General features: G+C 58.8%; 15 protein-coding genes. 14 read left to right on the plus strand and 1 reads right to left on the minus strand.

Going from position 1 to position 17,268, the window contains the following annotated elements:
* The first annotated feature begins 33 nt into the window (after positions 1-33).
* From ACZ0A4_RS00720 to ispD, 14 genes are all read left to right on the plus strand, one after another.
* On the plus strand, positions 34-537 hold the full coding sequence (locus ACZ0A4_RS00720; protein WP_007908849.1) for an OmpH/Skp family outer membrane protein: 504 nt from the start codon (positions 34-36) through the stop codon (positions 535-537).
* 3 nt (positions 538-540) lie between these two features.
* On the plus strand, positions 541-1,596 hold the full coding sequence (gene lpxD / locus ACZ0A4_RS00725) for a UDP-3-O-(3-hydroxymyristoyl)glucosamine N-acyltransferase (RefSeq protein WP_463572664.1): 1,056 nt from the start codon (positions 541-543) through the stop codon (positions 1,594-1,596).
* A gap of 106 nt (positions 1,597-1,702) precedes the next feature.
* Entirely contained in the window at positions 1,703-2,143 is a 441-nt protein-coding gene (gene fabZ, locus ACZ0A4_RS00730; RefSeq protein WP_003222142.1) for a 3-hydroxyacyl-ACP dehydratase FabZ, read from the plus strand.
* Positions 2,140-2,916: an acyl-ACP--UDP-N-acetylglucosamine O-acyltransferase gene (gene lpxA, locus ACZ0A4_RS00735; protein WP_141128826.1), complete on the plus strand. Its 777-nt coding sequence runs from the start codon at positions 2,140-2,142 to the stop codon at positions 2,914-2,916. Before fabZ ends, lpxA begins: the two co-directional genes overlap by 4 nt.
* Before the next feature lie 2 nt (positions 2,917-2,918).
* On the plus strand, positions 2,919-4,049 hold the full coding sequence (gene lpxB / locus ACZ0A4_RS00740) for a lipid-A-disaccharide synthase (RefSeq protein WP_463572666.1): 1,131 nt from the start codon (positions 2,919-2,921) through the stop codon (positions 4,047-4,049).
* Positions 4,050-4,060: 11 nt separating this feature from the next.
* Positions 4,061-4,687, plus strand: coding sequence for a ribonuclease HII (gene rnhB / locus ACZ0A4_RS00745; protein WP_007908845.1), 627 nt, complete (start codon positions 4,061-4,063; stop codon positions 4,685-4,687).
* Positions 4,688-4,763: 76 nt separating this feature from the next.
* Complete coding sequence (gene dnaE / locus ACZ0A4_RS00750; RefSeq protein WP_463572667.1) at positions 4,764-8,285, plus strand: DNA polymerase III subunit alpha; 3,522 nt, start codon at positions 4,764-4,766, stop codon at positions 8,283-8,285.
* Positions 8,286-8,424: 139 nt separating this feature from the next.
* Positions 8,425-9,372, plus strand: coding sequence for an acetyl-CoA carboxylase carboxyltransferase subunit alpha (locus tag ACZ0A4_RS00755; RefSeq protein WP_158960639.1), 948 nt, complete (start codon positions 8,425-8,427; stop codon positions 9,370-9,372).
* A 147-nt stretch (positions 9,373-9,519) separates the two neighbouring features.
* Positions 9,520-10,848, plus strand: coding sequence for a tRNA lysidine(34) synthetase TilS (gene tilS, locus ACZ0A4_RS00760; protein WP_463572669.1), 1,329 nt, complete (start codon positions 9,520-9,522; stop codon positions 10,846-10,848).
* Positions 10,849-11,122: 274 nt separating this feature from the next.
* On the plus strand, positions 11,123-12,754 hold the full coding sequence (locus tag ACZ0A4_RS00765; protein WP_463572671.1) for a CTP synthase: 1,632 nt from the start codon (positions 11,123-11,125) through the stop codon (positions 12,752-12,754).
* A 5-nt stretch (positions 12,755-12,759) separates the two neighbouring features.
* Positions 12,760-13,605, plus strand: a complete 846-nt coding sequence (gene kdsA, locus ACZ0A4_RS00770) for a 3-deoxy-8-phosphooctulonate synthase (RefSeq protein WP_007908840.1) — start codon at positions 12,760-12,762, stop codon at positions 13,603-13,605.
* Positions 13,606-13,762: 157 nt separating this feature from the next.
* Positions 13,763-15,052 carry a phosphopyruvate hydratase gene (gene eno / locus ACZ0A4_RS00775; RefSeq protein ID WP_007908839.1) on the plus strand — a complete coding sequence of 430 codons (1,290 nt, stop codon included), beginning with the start codon at positions 13,763-13,765 and terminating at the stop codon, positions 15,050-15,052.
* Positions 15,053-15,224: 172 nt separating this feature from the next.
* On the plus strand, positions 15,225-15,503 hold the full coding sequence (ftsB, locus tag ACZ0A4_RS00780; protein ID WP_007908838.1) for a cell division protein FtsB: 279 nt from the start codon (positions 15,225-15,227) through the stop codon (positions 15,501-15,503).
* A complete protein-coding gene (gene ispD, locus ACZ0A4_RS00785) occupies positions 15,500-16,207 on the plus strand; it encodes a 2-C-methyl-D-erythritol 4-phosphate cytidylyltransferase (protein ID WP_463557000.1) in 708 nt (235 codons plus the stop codon). The genes ftsB and ispD overlap by 4 nt, the downstream gene beginning before the upstream one ends.
* A gap of 90 nt (positions 16,208-16,297) precedes the next feature.
* Here ispD and ACZ0A4_RS00790 read toward each other — a convergent pair whose 3' ends face one another.
* Positions 16,298-17,194 (minus strand): LysR substrate-binding domain-containing protein, encoded by an 897-nt coding sequence (locus ACZ0A4_RS00790; RefSeq protein ID WP_463572672.1) that lies wholly within the window; start codon positions 17,192-17,194, stop codon positions 16,298-16,300.
* Positions 17,195-17,268 lie beyond the last annotated feature (74 nt).

Below are 17,268 nucleotides of genomic sequence, written 5' to 3' on the forward strand. Positions count from 1 at the left end.
AGATAACGACAATGGATTTTGTAGGAGTGCATCGTGCGTAAGTTGACTCAATTGGTTCTCCTGGCCTCCTTGATGGTGGCAGGCCCGGCATTTGCCGACATGAAAATTGCCGTTCTGAACTATCAGATGGCTCTGTTGGAGTCCGACGCTGCGAAGAAATACGCCGTGGATGCCGAGAAGAAGTTTGGTCCGCAGCTGACCAAACTTAAGACCCTGGAAAGCAGTGCCAAGGGTATTCAGGATCGCCTGATGGCCGGTGGCGATAAAATGCAGCAAGGTGAGCGTGAGCGTCTGGAGCTGGAATTCAAGCAAAAGGCCCGTGACTTCCAGTTCCAGTCCAAGGAGCTGAACGAAGCCAAAGCCGTTGCTGACCGCGAAATGCTCAAGCAGCTGAAGCCGAAGCTGGATAGCGCAGTGGAAGAAGTCATCAAGAAAGGTGGTTTTGACCTGGTGTTCGAGCGTGGCGCAGTGATTGATGTCAAACCTCAGTACGACATCACGCGCCAGGTTATCGAGCGCATGAATCAGCTGAAGTAACCCATGACCGTGACTATCAAGCTCGGCCAGTTGGCCGAGTTCCTCGGCGCCACCTTGCGTGGCGACCCTGAGACGCAAATTACTGGGCTAGCCACTTTGCAAGAGGCTGGCCCAGCTCAGTTGAGCTTTCTGGCAAACCCTCAATACCGCAAATACCTGGCCGGCTCGCAGGCAGCAGCCTTGCTGCTCAAAGAAGCTGATGCCGAAGGTTTTGCCGGTAATGCTTTGGTGGTGCCTGATCCTTATCTGGCTTACGCGCGTATCTCTCACTTGTTCGATCCCAAGCCGAAAGCCACTGCGGGTATCCATCCGTCAGCGGTCATTGCGGCGGACGCCATGGTTGATCCTACTGCCAGCATCGGTCCTTTTGTAGTGATCGAGGCCGGCGCGCGAATTGGTGCGCAAGTAACGCTGGGCGCGCATTGCGTTGTCGGTGCCCGCAGCGAAATCGGCGAGGGCGGCTGGCTTGCCCCGCGCGTGACGCTTTATCACGACGTGCGTATCGGCAAGCGTGTGGTGATTCAGTCCGGTGCCGTGCTCGGCGGTGAAGGCTTCGGCTTTGCCAATGAAAAAGGTATCTGGCAGAAGATCGCCCAGATCGGTGGTGTGACCATCGGCGACGATGTCGAGATTGGCGTGAATACCGCCATCGACCGTGGCGCTCTGGCCGATACCGTGATCGGTAACGGTGTGAAGCTCGACAACCAGATCCAGATCGCTCACAACGTTCAGGTTGGTGATCACACCGCCATGGCGGCGTGCGTCGGGATCTCCGGCAGCACCAAAATCGGCAAGCACTGCATGCTCGCTGGCGGTGTTGGCCTGGTCGGCCACATTGATATTTGCGACAACGTTTTCCTGACCGGGATGACCATGGTGACCCACTCGATTACCGAGCCGGGTGCCTATTCTTCCGGCACAGCCATGCAACCGGCGGCCGAATGGCGCAAAAGCGCGGCCCGCATTCGTCAGCTCGATGACATCGCGCGGCGTTTGAAACAGCTGGAAAAGCGCGTAGGGGAAGTGACCCCTGACGGCAATGCTTCATCAGATGGCTGATACCATTTCCATATCAAGTGTGCACAGCCTCTAGACTGCCTCCTTGATTTGCTAGAGGAGTGCGCGTCAGTCGCGCTCCCAATCTTTACATAGGCTTCCCCCCGAAATGATGGACATCAACGAGATTCGCGAATACCTGCCTCACCGTTACCCGTTCCTGCTGGTGGACCGGGTGGTGGAACTGGACACTGAAGGCAAGCGCATTCGCGCCTACAAGAATGTCAGCATCAATGAACCGTTCTTCAATGGTCACTTCCCTGCGCATCCAATCATGCCGGGTGTGCTGATCATCGAAGCGATGGCTCAGGCTGCCGGGATCCTCGGTTTCAAAATGCTTGATGTGAAGCCTGCCGACGGCACGCTCTACTACTTCGTCGGTTCCGACAAGCTGCGCTTCCGCCAGCCCGTGTTGCCGGGCGACCAGTTGATCCTTGAAGCCAAGTTCATCAGCTGCAAGCGTCAGATCTGGAAGTTCGAATGCCAGGCTTCGGTCGATGGCAAGCCGGTCTGCTCCGCAGAGATCATCTGCGCGGAACGCAAGCTATGAGTTTGATTGACCCTCGCGCAATCATCGATCCGTCGGCCGTTCTGGCCGACGGCGTCGAGGTCGGCCCGTGGTCGATCATCGGCGCTGGTGTGGAAATCGGCGAGGGTAGCGTGATCGGGCCGCATGTAATCCTCAAAGGCCCGACCCGCATCGGCAAGCACAATCGCATCTATCAGTTTTCCTCGGTAGGCGAAGACACGCCCGATCTGAAATACAAAGGCGAAGAAACCCGTCTGGTGATCGGTGACCACAACGTCATTCGTGAAGGTGTGACCATCCACCGTGGCACCGTTCAAGACCGTTCGGAAACCACCCTGGGCGATCACAACCTGATCATGGCCTATGCGCACATCGGGCACGACAGTGTCATCGGCAACCACTGCATTCTGGTCAACAACACGGCGTTGGCCGGCCATGTGCATGTGGATGACTGGGCGATCCTCTCCGGGTTCACCCTTGTTCACCAGTATTGCCACATTGGCGCGCACAGCTTTTCCGGCATGGGCACTGCCATCGGCAAGGACGTTCCGGCGTTCGTCACCGTGTTCGGCAACCCGGCCGAAGCGCGCAGCATGAACTTCGAAGGCATGCGCCGTCGCGGCTTCAGCGAGGACGCGATCCACACCCTGCGTCGCGCTTACAAAACCGTCTATCGCCAGGGCCTCACGGTCGAACAGGCGCTGGCTGAGCTGGCCGAACCTGCGGCGCAGTTCCCGGAAGTCGCAATATTCCGTGACTCCATTCAGTCGTCGACTCGCGGCATCACTCGCTGATCATGGCCAATCTGCGTATTGCGCTGGTGGCGGGTGAAGCTTCCGGTGACATTCTCGGCGCCGGTCTCATGCGCGCGCTCAAGGCTCAACACCCGGCGGTCGAGTTTATCGGTGTCGGCGGCCCGTTGATGCAGGCCGAGGGGCTGACCTCCTACTTTCCCATGGAGCGTTTGTCGGTCATGGGTCTGGTGGAAGTCCTCGGCCGTTTGCGAGAACTGCTCAAGCGCCGCAAGGACCTGATCGCCACGCTGATCGCCGCGAAGCCGGACGTGTTCATCGGTATCGATGCACCGGACTTCAACCTCAATATCGAATTGAAGCTGCGTCAGGCGGGGATCAAGACCGTCCATTACGTCAGCCCGTCGGTATGGGCGTGGCGCCAGAAGCGCGTGCTGAAGATCCGCGAAGGCTGTGATCTGATGCTGACACTGCTGCCGTTCGAAGCAAAATTCTACGAAGAAAAAGGCGTGCCGGTGCGGTTCGTTGGCCACACGCTGGCCGACACCATTCCGCTGGAGGCCGATCGCGCTGCGGCGCGTGCCGAGTTGGGTTTGCCCGACGGCCCGCTGGTGGCGTTGATGCCCGGCAGCCGAGGCGGGGAAGTGTCCCGGCTGGGGGCGCTGTTCCTCGATACCGCTGAACGACTGCGTGCGCTGCGCCCGGGTTTGCGCTTTGTCATTCCGTGCGCCAACCCGGAGCGCCGTGCGCAACTTGAAGAGATGCTCGCCGGCCGCGATCTGCCGGTGACCTTGCTCGACGGCAAATCCCATCTGGCGCTGGCCGCGTGCAACGCCGTGCTGATTGCCTCCGGTACCGCCACTCTTGAAGCGCTGTTGTACAAGAGACCGATGGTGGTGGCGTACCGCCTGGCACCGCTGACGTTCTGGATTCTCAAGCGCATGGTCAAGAGCCCGTACGTGTCGCTGCCGAACCTGCTGGCCCAACGTCTGCTGGTTCCAGAATTATTGCAGGATGATGCAACAGTCGAAGCACTGGCGCAGACCCTATCGCCATTGATCGAAGGCGGCGAAGAACAGACGCGCGGCTTTGATGAGATTCACCGCACACTGCGGCTGGATGCTTCTAATCAGGCGGCGGACGCCGTCCTCAACCTGATCGGTCAGACACGATGAGCAAGACAAGCATGCAGATGGGCCTGGATTTCACCCTGGTCGCCGAAGTTGAAGAACTGGTGGCGGGTGTCGATGAAGTCGGGCGTGGCCCGTTGTGCGGTGCAGTGGTGACGGCGGCGGTGATCCTTGATCCGAACCGGCCGATTCTCGGCCTCAACGACTCGAAGAAGCTCACCGAAGCCAAGCGCGAAAAGCTCTATGACGAAATCATCGAGAAATCCCTGAGCTGGTGCATCGCCCGTGCGGAAGTCGAGGAAATCGACGAGCTGAACATCCTCCACGCAACCATGCTGGCCATGCAGCGCGCCGTCGCTGGCCTGCACATCCAGCCGAAACTGGCGATGATCGACGGCAACCGCTGTCCGCAACTGCCGATGCGCGCCGAAGCGGTCGTGCAGGGCGACGGCAAGGTTCCAGCCATCGCTGCCGCGTCGATTCTGGCCAAGGTCAGCCGCGACCGCGAAATGGCCGCCTTCGAATTGATTTACCCGGGTTACGGCATCGGTGGCCATAAAGGCTACCCGACGCCCGTTCATCTGGAAGCGTTGGTGCGTCTTGGCCCGACGCCGATTCACCGGCGCTCGTTCGCCCCGGTGCGTCAGGCTTATGAAGCGCTCGAAGGCCTGACACAGGTTTAGTCGCAAGGCTGATGTTTTGTTCGAGGCCCGGTACAATCCGGGCCTTGTTGTCTCTATGTAACTGGACAGGATCACTATGCCGGCTTCATTCGTTCATCTACGCCTGCACACTGAATACTCCCTGGTCGACGGGCTGGTGCGGATCAAGCCGCTGGTCAAGGCGCTGACGGCCATGAACATGCCGGCGGTCGCGGTCACCGACCAGAACAACATGTGTTCTCTGGTCAAATTCTATAAAAACACCATGGGCGCGGGCATCAAGCCGATCTGCGGCGCCGACCTGTGGCTGTCGAACAAAGACTCGGACGCACCGCTGAGCCGGCTCAGTCTGTTGGTGATGAACGCCAAGGGTTATCGCAACCTCACCGAGTTGATCTCGCGCGGCTTCATCGAAGGCCAGCGCAACGGCATGATCATTGTCGAGCGTGAGTGGGTCGCCGAAGCCAACGAAGGCCTGATCATGCTGTCCGCCGCCAAAGAAGGCGAGATCGGCATGGCCATGATTGGCGGCAACCCGGCCGAAGCCGAAGCCTTGGCGCGTGAATGGATGGCGGTGTTCCCGGATCGTTTCTATCTGGAAATCCAGCGCACCAATCGTCCTAACGATGAAGAACAACTGCACGGCGCCGTAGCGCTTGCCGACAAACTCGGCGCGCCGCTGGTGGCAACCAACGATGTGCGCTTCATCAAGCAGGAAGACTTTGCTGCGCACGAAACCCGCGTGTGCATCGGTGAGGGCCGCGCCCTCGACGATCCGCGGCGCTCGAAGAATTACAGCGATCAGCAATACCTGAAAAGCGCCGAGGAGATGATCGAGCTGTTCAGCGATATTCCCGACGCGATTGAAAACACCGTCGAGATCGCCAAGCGCTGCAACATCGAAGTGAAACTGGGCACTCACTTCCTGCCCAACTTCCCGATTCCCGATGGCATGACCATCGACGAATATTTCCGCAAAGTGTCCTTCGACGGTCTCGAAGAACGCTTGGCGGTGCTGCTGCCCAAAGACACCACCGAAGATTACGAAGCCAAGCGTCAGGTCTACGTCGACCGCTTGAATTTCGAGCTGGATATCATCATCCAGATGGGTTTTCCCGGTTACTTCCTCATCGTTATGGACTTTATCCAGTGGGCCAAGAGCAACGGCGTGCCGGTAGGTCCTGGGCGCGGATCGGGTGCCGGTTCGTTGGTGGCCTACGTGCAGAAGATCACCGACCTCGACCCGCTGGAATACGACCTGCTGTTCGAACGTTTCCTTAACCCGGAACGGGTCTCGATGCCCGACTTCGACGTCGACTTCTGCATGGATGGTCGTGACCGGGTGATCGATTACGTGGCCGAGAAATACGGCCGCAACGCGGTAAGCCAGATCATTACATTCGGTTCCATGGCCGCAAAAGCGGTGGTGCGTGACGTGGCGCGGGTGCAGGGCAAGTCCTACGGCCTGGCGGATCGTCTGTCGAAGATGATTCCGTTTGAAGTCGGCATGACCCTGGAAAAAGCCTACGAGCAGGAAGAGATCCTGCGTGACTTCATCAAGGTCGATGAAGAGGCTGCGGAAATCTGGGAGATGGCGCGCAAGCTCGAGGGCGTCGTGCGTAACGTCGGTAAACACGCCGGTGGTGTGGTGATCGCACCGACCAAACTGACTGACTTCTCGCCGATCTATTGCGACGAGGCCGGTGACGGTCTGGTAACCCAGTTCGACAAGGACGACGTTGAAGCGGCCGGTCTGGTGAAGTTCGACTTCCTCGGTCTGCGCACGCTGACGGTTATCGACTGGGCGCTGAAGACCATCAACCGCGACCGCGCCAAGGTCGACGAGCCGCCGCTGGACATCGCGTTCATCCCGCTTGACGACAAGCCGACATACACGCTGCTGCAAAAAGCCGAAACCACCGCAGTATTCCAGCTTGAATCGCGCGGCATGAAAGAGCTTATCAAAAAGCTCAAGCCCGACTGTCTGGAAGACTTGATCGCACTGGTGGCCCTGTTCCGTCCGGGCCCGTTGCAGTCCGGCATGGTTGACGACTTTATCAACCGTAAGCATGGGCGCGCCGAGCTGGCGTATCCGCACTCCGACTACCAGTACGAAGGCCTCAAGCCAGTCTTGGCGCCGACTTACGGCATCATCCTGTATCAGGAACAGGTGATGCAGATTGCCCAGGTCATGGCCGGCTACACCCTCGGCGGCGCAGACATGCTGCGTCGGGCGATGGGTAAGAAAAAACCCGAAGAAATGGCCAAGCAGCGCGGCGGTTTCATTGAGGGTTGCAAGACCAACAATATCGACGCCGACCTCGCCGGTAACATTTTCGACCTGGTGGAAAAATTCGCCGGTTACGGCTTCAACAAGTCTCACTCCGCGGCTTACGGTCTGGTGTCGTACCAGACCGCCTGGCTGAAAACCCATTACCCGGCGCCGTTCATGGCCGCGGTACTGTCGGCGGACATGCACAATACCGACAAGGTCGTGACCTTGATCGAAGAAATTCGCACCATGAAGCTGCGCCTCGACGCGCCGGACGTGAATACGTCGGAGTTCAAGTTCACGGTGAACGATGAGGGCCGGATCATCTATGGCCTGGGCGCGATCAAAGGCGTAGGCGAGGGGCCGGTTGAGGCGATCACTGAGGCGCGTCTGGCAGGGCCGTTCAAGGACTTGTTCGATTTCTGCGCCCGGGTCGACCTCAAGCGCATCAACAAACGCACGCTCGACGGCTTGATCCGCAGCGGCGCTCTGGATCGCCTTGGCCCGTACTTCCGCGATGAGCAAAAAGCCTACCAGGCCAACATCGACCGCAACCGCGCGGTGCTGCTGACGGCCATGGAAGAGGCGATCAAGGCCGCCGAACAAACTGCACGCACTCAGGACAGCGGGCACTCGGACCTGTTCGGTGGACTGTTCGTCGAAGAAGACGCTGACGTTTACGCCAACCATCGCAAGGCCAAGGAGTTGACGCTCAAGGAGCGGCTCAAAGGGGAGAAAGACACCCTGGGCCTGTACCTGACCGGTCACCCGATTGATGAATACGAAGGTGAAATCCGTCGTTTCGCCCGCCAGCGCATCATTGATCTGAAACCGGCGCGAGATACCCAGACCGTCGCAGGCATGATCATTGCGCTGCGGGTCATGAAGAACAAGAAGGGCGACAAGATGGGGTTCATCACCCTGGATGACCGCTCTGGACGCATCGAGGCCTCGCTGTTTTCCGAGTCGTTCCATGCGGCGCAGTCGTTGTTGCAGACTGACGCGATGGTGGTCGTCGAAGGCGAGGTCAGCAATGACGACTTCTCCGGCGGCCTGAAGCTGCGGGTCAAGCGTGTGATGAGCATGGAAGACGCCCGGACCAACCTGGCCGAAAGTCTGCGTCTAAAGCTTCAGACTCAGGACTTGAAAGGCGATCAGCTACGCTGGTTGGGCGAGTTGCTCAAGCGTCATCGTGGCGCTTGCCCGATCACCATGGAATACACCAGCCCGGATGCCAAGACCTTGTTGCAGTTTGGCGAGACGTGGCGAATTGATCCGGCGGATGCCTTGATTCAGGCTCTGCGTGACCAGTTCGGGCGAGACAACGTCTTCCTCCAATACCGTTGACCGGTGAGTGCCATCATGGCGCTCGCCCGCAACCTGAATTTTTAATCTCGACCTCAGCGCGCCTCTCCCTTAAGGTAGGGCGCGAATAGACAACCGGCCGGCCCAAGCTCATTTGGGACACGACCCAAGACGGACGCCTATGAACCCGAATTTTCTAGATTTCGAACAGCCGATCGCCGACCTGCAAGCCAAGATCGAAGAGTTGCGCTTGGTCGGTAATGACAATTCGCTGAATATCGGCGATGAGATCTCCCGCCTGCAGGACAAGAGCAAAACGCTTACCGAAGACATCTTCGGCAAGCTGACCAGCTGGCAGATCGCACGCCTGGCGCGTCACCCGAAACGCCCGTACACCCTCGATTACATCCAGCACATTTTCACCGAGTTCGACGAACTGCACGGCGACCGTCATTTCTCTGACGACGCGGCAATCGTCGGCGGTATCGCCCGTCTGGAAGACCAGCCGGTGATGATCATCGGTCACCAAAAGGGCCGTGAAGTCCGCGAGAAAGTTCGCCGCAACTTCGGCATGCCGCGTCCGGAAGGCTACCGCAAGGCTTGCCGTCTGATGGAGATGGCCGAGCGTTTCAAGATGCCGATCCTGACCTTCATCGACACCCCGGGTGCTTACCCGGGTATTGACGCTGAAGAGCGCAACCAGAGCGAAGCGATTGCCTGGAACCTGCGTGTGATGTCGCGTCTGAAGACCCCGATCATTGCCACCGTTATCGGTGAAGGTGGTTCCGGCGGTGCATTGGCAATTGGTGTCTGCGATCAGCTGAACATGCTGCAATACTCGACCTACGCGGTGATCTCGCCGGAAGGTTGCGCTTCGATTCTGTGGAAAACCGCTGAAAAAGCGCCGGATGCTGCTGAAGCGATGGGTATCACCGCCGAGCGCCTGAAAGGTCTGGGCATTGTCGACAAGGTGATTGGCGAGCCTCTGGGCGGCGCGCACCGTGATCCGGCGGCTGCGGCTGCATCGATCCGTGCCGAGCTGAGCTCGCAACTGGCGATGCTGAAGAAGTTCGATAACGAAGCGCTGTTGAAGCGTCGTTATGATCGACTGATGAGCTACGGTCTCTGATCGAACGCCGATTCAGCTGACAATGCAAAACACTGTGGGAGCGAGCTTGCTCGCGAAGGCGTTATAACAGACAACGAAAATGTTGAATGTTGAACCGCTTTCGCGAGCAAGCTCGCTCCCACACTGGTTTTCGGCGAAGGTAAAGTTATGAGTCAGCCCTCGAGTGATTTTCCTTCACGGCTTCTGCACAACCTTGAGCCTTGGCGCAACGCCACTAATTGGCGTATCGCCTTCTCCGGTGGTCTCGACTCCACTGTTCTGCTGCATCTGCTCGCCCATCTCGCAAAATCCGAATCCCTCCCTCCACTCAGCGCTATTCATATTCACCACGGCCTCCAGGCTGCGGCTGACGCGTGGCCGCAGCATTGCCAGTCCGTGTGCGATGCGCTGGGTGTTCCGTTGCTGATCGAACGTGTGAAGGTGCAACCGGGGGCAAGCCTGGAGCGCGCAGCGCGGATTGCGCGCTACGCCGTGTTCGGTTCAATGACGCAAGCCAATGATGTGTTGCTGACAGGGCAGCATCGCGATGATCAAGCGGAAACGCTGTTGTTCCGGCTGCTGCGGGGGGCCGGTGTGCGCGGATTATCCGCGATGCCGCGACAGCGTCCGGTGGGGCAGGGGACGCTGATTCGTCCATTGCTCGATGTTTCCCGGGCCGAACTCGAAGCGTATGCGCAAGCTCATCAATTGAGCTGGATTGAAGACCCGTCGAATCAGGATCGGCAGTTCTCGCGCAATTACCTGCGGCATCAGGTCATGCCGTTGCTGAGCGAACGCTGGCCGCAAGCGCAGACAAGCATGGCTCGCAGTGCCGCGCATCTGCGTGAAGCTCAAGGGTTGCTGGATGAGCTGGCGCAGATCGATCTGACCCAAGCTGCTACGGCTCATGATTTCGAATGGCTGGGATTACCGTCTCTGGAGTTGGCGCCGCTGGCAGCGTTGTCTGCCGCCCGCCAGCGAAACGCCCTCAGTCACTGGCTTGAGCCGCTGACGCGCCTGCCTGACACCGACCACTGGTCGGGTTGGACGGATTTGTGCGATGCCGCTCCTGACGCGTCACCGGTCTGGCGTCTGGCCGATGGCGAGTTGCACCGCAGTGCCGGTCGTCTGTGGTGGCTCAGCGGTCACTGGCTACGCACGCCGATGATCGACGCCGAGTGGCGGATCCCATCGTCAGCGCTACGCTTGGCCGATAACGGACGTGTCATGTTCAGCGGGCAGACTCCCGTCGGGCCTTTGCAGATTGGCTATCGTCAGGGCGGTGAAGTGATGCATCTGGCGGATCGCGGCCATCGCGACCTCAAGCGTCTGCTCAACGAGCGCTCGGTGCCGGGCTTCGTGCGTGGCAGATTGCCGCTGCTGTTTCGCGGCGATGAATTGCTCGCAGTGGCGAACCTGCCGGGACTTGATGGCCCTGTGCTGGACGGCTGGAAATTGCATTGGCAGCCAACAGACGAAGATCAAGGTTTGAGCTGAAAGGAGCATTCCGGTAGACTACGCTCCCTTCTTGATACAACTTCTGTGGATTCGCCTGAATTGCAGGAGTTGCCGATTACCAAGCAGTCTTTGCTGGGCGATTCCAAAAAATGTGTAGCGAGCAACGTACCGGTGTTTCACCTGCCGGTCTGTCCCAACGCGGCGGTTTTTTTGAAAGGTGCACTGTGATTAATGCAGGTGATCGGGGGCTTCGGCCTTCCTTCGCTTTCCCCGGCGGCTCGTACCGCTTTAACGCAGACTTCTAGGGTTTTTCATGACGCGCTACATATTCGTCACGGGCGGTGTTGTTTCTTCATTGGGGAAAGGCATTGCATCGGCTTCATTGGCGGCCATCCTGGAGGCGCGGGGACTTAAGGTCACCATGCTGAAGCTGGACCCGTACATCAACGTCGACCCGGGCACGATGAGCCCGTTCCAGCACGGTGAAGTGTTCGTCACCCACGACGGCGCCGAAACCGACCTGGACCTGGGCCACTACGAGCGGTTCATCCGCACGACCATGACCCAGAACAACAACTTCACCACTGGCCGTGTTTACGAGCACGTGCTGCGCAAAGAGCGCCGTGGTGACTACCTGGGTGCGACCATCCAGGTAATCCCGCACATCACCGACGAAATCAAGCGCCGCATCATCAAGGGTGCCGGTGACGCTGACGTGGCGATGGTTGAAATCGGTGGCACCGTCGGTGACATCGAGTCGCAACCGTTCCTTGAAGCCATCCGTCAACTGCGTTTCGAAGTCGGCGCCAAGCGCGCGATGCTGATGCACCTGACGCTGGTGCCGTACATCGCCACCGCTGGCGAAACCAAGACCAAACCAACTCAGCACTCGGTAAAAGAGCTGCGTTCGATCGGTCTGCAGCCGGACGTGCTGGTGTGCCGTTCCGATCATCCGATCGACATCTCGTCGCGTCGCAAGATCGCTCAGTTCACCAACGTTGAAGAACGTGCGGTGATCGCGCTGGAAGACGCCGACACCATCTACAAGATCCCGGGCATCCTGCACTCGCAAGGTCTGGACGATTTCGTCGTTGAGCGTTTCGGTCTGCAATGCGGCAGCGCTGATCTGTCCGAGTGGGAAGCGGTGGTTGACGCCAAGCTGAACCCGGAACACGAAGTGACCATCGCCATGGTCGGCAAGTACATGGAACTGCTGGACGCCTACAAATCGCTGATCGAAGCGATGAGCCACGCCGGCATCAGCAACCGCACCAAGGTCAACCTGCGTTACATCGATTCCGAAGACATCGAAAACCAGGGCACTGCGCTGCTCGACGGTGTCGACGCGATCCTCGTGCCGGGCGGCTTCGGTCTGCGCGGCGTGGAAGGCAAGATCACTGCCGTTCAGTACGCTCGCGAAAACAAGGTTCCGTATCTGGGCATCTGCCTCGGTATGCAAGTGGCGGTCATCGAATTCGCCCGTAACGTGATGGGCTGGAAAGACGCCAACTCCACCGAGTTCGATCGCACCAGCGGCCATCCGGTTGTCGGTCTGATCACCGAGTGGGAAGACGCGACCGGTGCCGTTGAAGTGCGTACCGAATCGTCCGACCTGGGCGGCACCATGCGTCTCGGCGCTCAGGACTGCCTGCTCGAAGCCGGCTCCAAGGTGCACGACTGCTATGGCAAGGACGTGATCGTCGAGCGTCACCGTCACCGTTACGAAGTGAACAATAACCTGCTGCCACAACTGATCGAAGCCGGCCTGAAAATCTCCGGTCGCTCCGCTGATGCTGCGCTGGTTGAAGTGGTGGAGGCGGCCGATCACCCATGGTTCGTCGCTTGCCAGTTCCACCCTGAGTTCACCTCGACACCACGCGATGGCCATCCGCTGTTCAGCGGTTTTGTCAAAGCCGCTTTGGCTCAACACCAGAAGAAGGCGTAACCCCGATGGCACAGAAGATCATCCGCGTCGGCGACATCGAGATTGCCAACGACAAACCCATGGTGCTGTTCGGCGGCATGAACGTGCTGGAAAGCCGTGACATGGCCATGCAGGTTTGCGAAGAGTACGTGAAGGTCACCGAAAAACTCGGTATCCCTTACGTGTTCAAGGCCAGTTTCGACAAGGCCAACCGTTCTTCTGTGACCTCCTATCGCGGTCCTGGACTGGAAGAGGGCATGCGCATCTTCCAGGACATCAAACAAGCCTTCGGCGTGCCGATCATCACCGACGTCCATGAGCCTGAGCAGGCCGCGGTCGTCGCTGAGGTCTGCGACATCATTCAACTGCCGGCCTTCCTGTCGCGCCAGACCGATCTGGTCGTCGCGATGGCCAAGACCAATGCAGTGATCAACATCAAGAAAGCCCAGTTCCTCGCACCTCAGGAAATGAAACACATCCTGAACAAGTGTGTGGAAGCGGGTAACGATCAACTGATCCTCTGCGAGCGTGGTTCGAGCTTTGGCTACAACAACCTCGTGGTCGACATGCTCGGCTTCGGCATCATGAAGCAGTTCGAGTACCCGGTATTCTTCGACGTGACCCATGCGCTGCAAATGCCGGGTGGTCGTGCCGACTCCGCAGGCGGTCGCCGTGCACAGGTTCTGGATCTGGCCAAGGCCGGCATGAGCCAGTCGCTGGCGGGTCTGTTCCTTGAGGCGCATCCGGATCCGGACAACGCCAAATGCGACGGCCCTTGCGCATTGCGACTGGACAAACTGGAGCCATTTCTGGCCCAGCTCAAAGCTTTGGACGAACTGGTGAAGAGTTTTCCGACGGTAGAAACCGCGTAACACTCAATTCTCCGGTAAAGTACCGCACGATTTGTCGCTCATGCCTTCGGGCATGAGCGTTATCGTCTGCAAGTCTGCCCGCTGCACACCCCTTGCCGACGGTAAAAAGATTTCCTCTAGCTGCGTCGTTTTCGTCAACTTTGGAGTGTTTACAACAATGGCAAAAATCGTCGACATCAAAGGTCGTGAAGTTCTCGACTCCCGTGGCAATCCCACCGTGGAAGCGGACGTGCTTCTCGACAACGGCATCATCGGCAGCGCTTGCGCGCCGTCCGGTGCATCCACTGGCTCGCGTGAAGCGCTCGAGCTGCGTGATGGCGACAAGAGCCGTTACCTGGGCAAGGGCGTGCTCAAAGCGGTAGCCAACATCAACGGTCCGATCCGCGATCTGCTGCTGGGCACCGACCCAAGCGACCAGAAAGCCCTGGATCACGCGATGATCAAGCTCGACGGTACCGAAAACAAGGCAACCCTGGGCGCCAACGCCATCCTCGCTGTGTCCCTGGCTGCGGCCAAGGCTGCTGCACAGGATCAGGACCTGCCGCTGTACGCACACATTGCCAACCTCAACGGCACGCCGGGTGTGTACTCGATGCCGGTGCCGATGATGAACATCATCAACGGTGGCGAGCATGCCGATAACAACGTCGACATCCAGGAATTCATGGTGCAGCCGGTTGGCGCCAAGTCGTTCTCGGAAGGTCTGCGCATGGGCACCGAGATTTTCCATCACTTGAAAGCCGTGTTGAAGGCCCGTGGCCTGAGCACTGCCGTTGGCGACGAAGGCGGTTTCGCACCGAACCTGGCGTCCAACGAAGACGCGCTGAAAGTGATCTCCGAAGCTGTTGCCAACGCCGGTTACAAGCTGGGTACCGACGTGACGCTGGCTCTGGACTGCGCGGCCAGCGAATTCTACGAAGACGGCAAATACAACCTGTCCGGCGAAGGCCAGGTGTTCACCGCTGAAGGTTTCGCTGATTACCTGAAAGGCCTGACCGAACGTTATCCGATCATTTCGATCGAAGACGGTCTGGACGAGTCCGACTGGGCTGGCTGGAAGATCCTCACCGACAAGATCGGCGAGAAGGTTCAATTGGTAGGCGACGACCTGTTCGTGACCAACACCAAGATCCTGAAAGAGGGCATCGATAAAAACATCGCCAACTCGATCCTGATCAAGTTCAACCAGATCGGCACCCTGACCGAAACCCTGGAAGCCATCCAGATGGCCAAGGCTGCCGGTTACACCGCAGTGATCTCGCACCGTTCGGGCGAAACCGAAGATTCCACCATTGCCGACCTGGCTGTGGGCACCTCGGCTGGCCAGATCAAGACCGGTTCGCTGTGCCGTTCCGACCGCGTTTCCAAGTACAACCAACTGCTGCGTATCGAAGAGCAGTTGAATGGCAAGGCCAAGTACAACGGTCGCAGCGAGTTCCGCGGCTAAGTACAAATCGATGGAAGGACACCGGATTGTGTCGAAAAAGTCGTGACAGCGATGGATTTGCCACTAATCTGATGCCTTAACAGCACAAGCCTGGATCTTTCCAGGCTTCGTGCTATCAGATGCTTCAAAGTTTTGGCGTGGCTGTCTTTTTTCACTGGATACCTGATATTCGATGCGCAGTCCTTACTGGTTGTTTCTCGTTTTGCTCTTGCTACTGGCCGGTCTGCAGTACCGCCTGTGGGTGGGCAATGGCAGTCTGGCGCAAGTCGCCGAGCTGAATCAGCAGATTGCTGATCAACACGCCGAGAACGAAGGTTTGCTGGAGCGCAATCGGGTGATGGACGCTGAAGTCAGCGAGTTGAAGAAGGGCATGGAGACCGTTGAAGAACGGGCTCGTCACGAACTGGGCATGGTCAAGGACGGCGAAACCCTTTACCAGTTGGCCCAATGATCAATTCCCTGCCGGCCTTCTGGGCCGTGATTCCTGCCGCGGGCGTCGGTGCCCGAATGGCCGCGGACCGTCCCAAGCAATATCTGCAACTGGGCGGGCGCACAATTCTCGAACACAGCCTCGGCTGTTTCCTTGATCACCCAAGCCTCAAGGGTTTGGTGGTCAGTCTTGCGGTTGATGATCCTTACTGGCCGAACCTGGCCTGCGCCAGCGATCCGCGAATTCAGCGAGTTGAGGGCGGGGCCGAGCGTTCTGGCTCGGTGCTCAATGCCTTGCTGCACTTGCATGCGCAGGGTGCCGATGATGAGGATTGGGTGCTGGTGCACGATGCGGCGCGACCGAATCTGAGTCGTGAAGATCTCGACAAGTTACTTGATGAGCTGGCGGATGATCCGGTGGGCGGTTTGCTCGCGGTGCCGGCGCGCGACACGTTGAAGCGGGTCGACAAGCACGGGCGCGTGGTTGAGACCGTGGATCGCAGCGTGATCTGGCAGGCGTACACGCCGCAGATGTTTCGCCTCGGTGCGTTGCATCGGGCGTTGGCGGACAGTCTGGTGGCGGATGCCGTGATTACCGATGAAGCTTCGGCGATGGAGTGGGCCGGGTTGGCGCCGCGACTGATTGAAGGGCGGGCGGATAACCTCAAGGTCACCCGGCCGGAAGATCTGGAGTGGTTGCGACAGCGTTGGGCTAACCGCCGCTGAGTGCAGTGGCGTTTTTCAGATTGCATTCACCGCCGATCCCCTGTGGGAGCGAGCCTGCTCGAGAAAGCGATAATTCAGGCAACCCATCACTCAGCTTCGATACTCTGGCCGCTCAGCCAACCCTTCCTTAAGAAAATCCACCAACTTGCGCACCTTCGGCGACAAGTGCCGTTGCTGCGGATACAGCGCCCACACTGCCGTATTCGGCGGCTGATGCGCCTCCAACAGCGAAATCAGCGCGCCACTGTGCAAATGCTCGAGCACGTAATAATCCGGCAACTGACACAACCCGACTCCCTGCAACGCCGCATCCAGCACCGCTTGCCCACTGTTGCAACGCCAGTTGCCCTGCACCCGCTGGGAAAACTCCCGCCCGTTTTGCTCAAGTTGCCAGATGTCCGAGCTGCCGATCAGGCAATTATGGCGAGAGAGTTCCGACAAACTGTGTGGGCGACCGTACCGTTCAACGTAGGACGGTGAAGCGCAGAGATACATTCGCCGAGGCGCCAGGCGTGTCGCGACCAACCGCGAGTCCTGCAAACGACCCAAGCGAATCGCCAGATCCAGCCCTTCATGCACCAGATCGAGTTGGCGATTGCTCAGCTCGATATCGACGCGCAGCTGCGGATACAGGCCCATGAACCGCGTCACTAGCGGCACGATAAAACGTTCGCCATATGCGACGGCGCAGGTCATGCGCAGCATGCCTTTCGGTTCGCTGGTCAGATCGCCGACGGCGCGCAATGCTTCCTCGCGACCATCCTGCAAGCGTTGGCAATGTTGCAGAAAGGTCTGCCCGGCCTCGGTCAGTGTCACGCGACGGGTACTGCGATAAAGCAGGCGCGTCTGCAAGCGCTCTTCCAGCCGTACGATTTGTCGACTGACGTGCGAGGACGAAACCCCGAGACGTTCGGCGGCGGCAGTGAACTGGCTGCATTCAGCAACGGCGACGAACTCGTCGATGCCTTCCCAGCGATTTTCGGACATCCTGATTATCCCTGTATGGCAATAATGTTTTGCTTTTGTCCGGATTATTCATCGTAGAGCCATGTATTACACTC

Source organism: Pseudomonas sp. AC172 (assembly GCF_979258595.1).

Coding starts and splice junctions, on each gene's coding strand:
- ACZ0A4_RS00765 (WP_463572671.1), top strand. CDS start 11,123: ATGACGCGCTACATATTCGTCACGGGCGGTGTTGTTTCTTCATTGGGG.
- ACZ0A4_RS00755 (WP_158960639.1), top strand. CDS start 8,425: ATGAACCCGAATTTTCTAGATTTCGAACAGCCGATCGCCGACCTGCAA.
- lpxD (WP_463572664.1), top strand. CDS start 541: ATGACCGTGACTATCAAGCTCGGCCAGTTGGCCGAGTTCCTCGGCGCC.
- eno (WP_007908839.1), top strand. CDS start 13,763: ATGGCAAAAATCGTCGACATCAAAGGTCGTGAAGTTCTCGACTCCCGT.
- rnhB (WP_007908845.1), top strand. CDS start 4,061: ATGCAGATGGGCCTGGATTTCACCCTGGTCGCCGAAGTTGAAGAACTG.
- lpxA (WP_141128826.1), top strand. CDS start 2,140: ATGAGTTTGATTGACCCTCGCGCAATCATCGATCCGTCGGCCGTTCTG.
- ACZ0A4_RS00790 (WP_463572672.1), bottom strand. CDS start 17,194: ATGTCCGAAAATCGCTGGGAAGGCATCGACGAGTTCGTCGCCGTTGCT.
- ispD (WP_463557000.1), top strand. CDS start 15,500: ATGATCAATTCCCTGCCGGCCTTCTGGGCCGTGATTCCTGCCGCGGGC.
- fabZ (WP_003222142.1), top strand. CDS start 1,703: ATGATGGACATCAACGAGATTCGCGAATACCTGCCTCACCGTTACCCG.
- tilS (WP_463572669.1), top strand. CDS start 9,520: ATGAGTCAGCCCTCGAGTGATTTTCCTTCACGGCTTCTGCACAACCTT.
- dnaE (WP_463572667.1), top strand. CDS start 4,764: ATGCCGGCTTCATTCGTTCATCTACGCCTGCACACTGAATACTCCCTG.
- ftsB (WP_007908838.1), top strand. CDS start 15,225: ATGCGCAGTCCTTACTGGTTGTTTCTCGTTTTGCTCTTGCTACTGGCC.
- lpxB (WP_463572666.1), top strand. CDS start 2,919: ATGGCCAATCTGCGTATTGCGCTGGTGGCGGGTGAAGCTTCCGGTGAC.
- kdsA (WP_007908840.1), top strand. CDS start 12,760: ATGGCACAGAAGATCATCCGCGTCGGCGACATCGAGATTGCCAACGAC.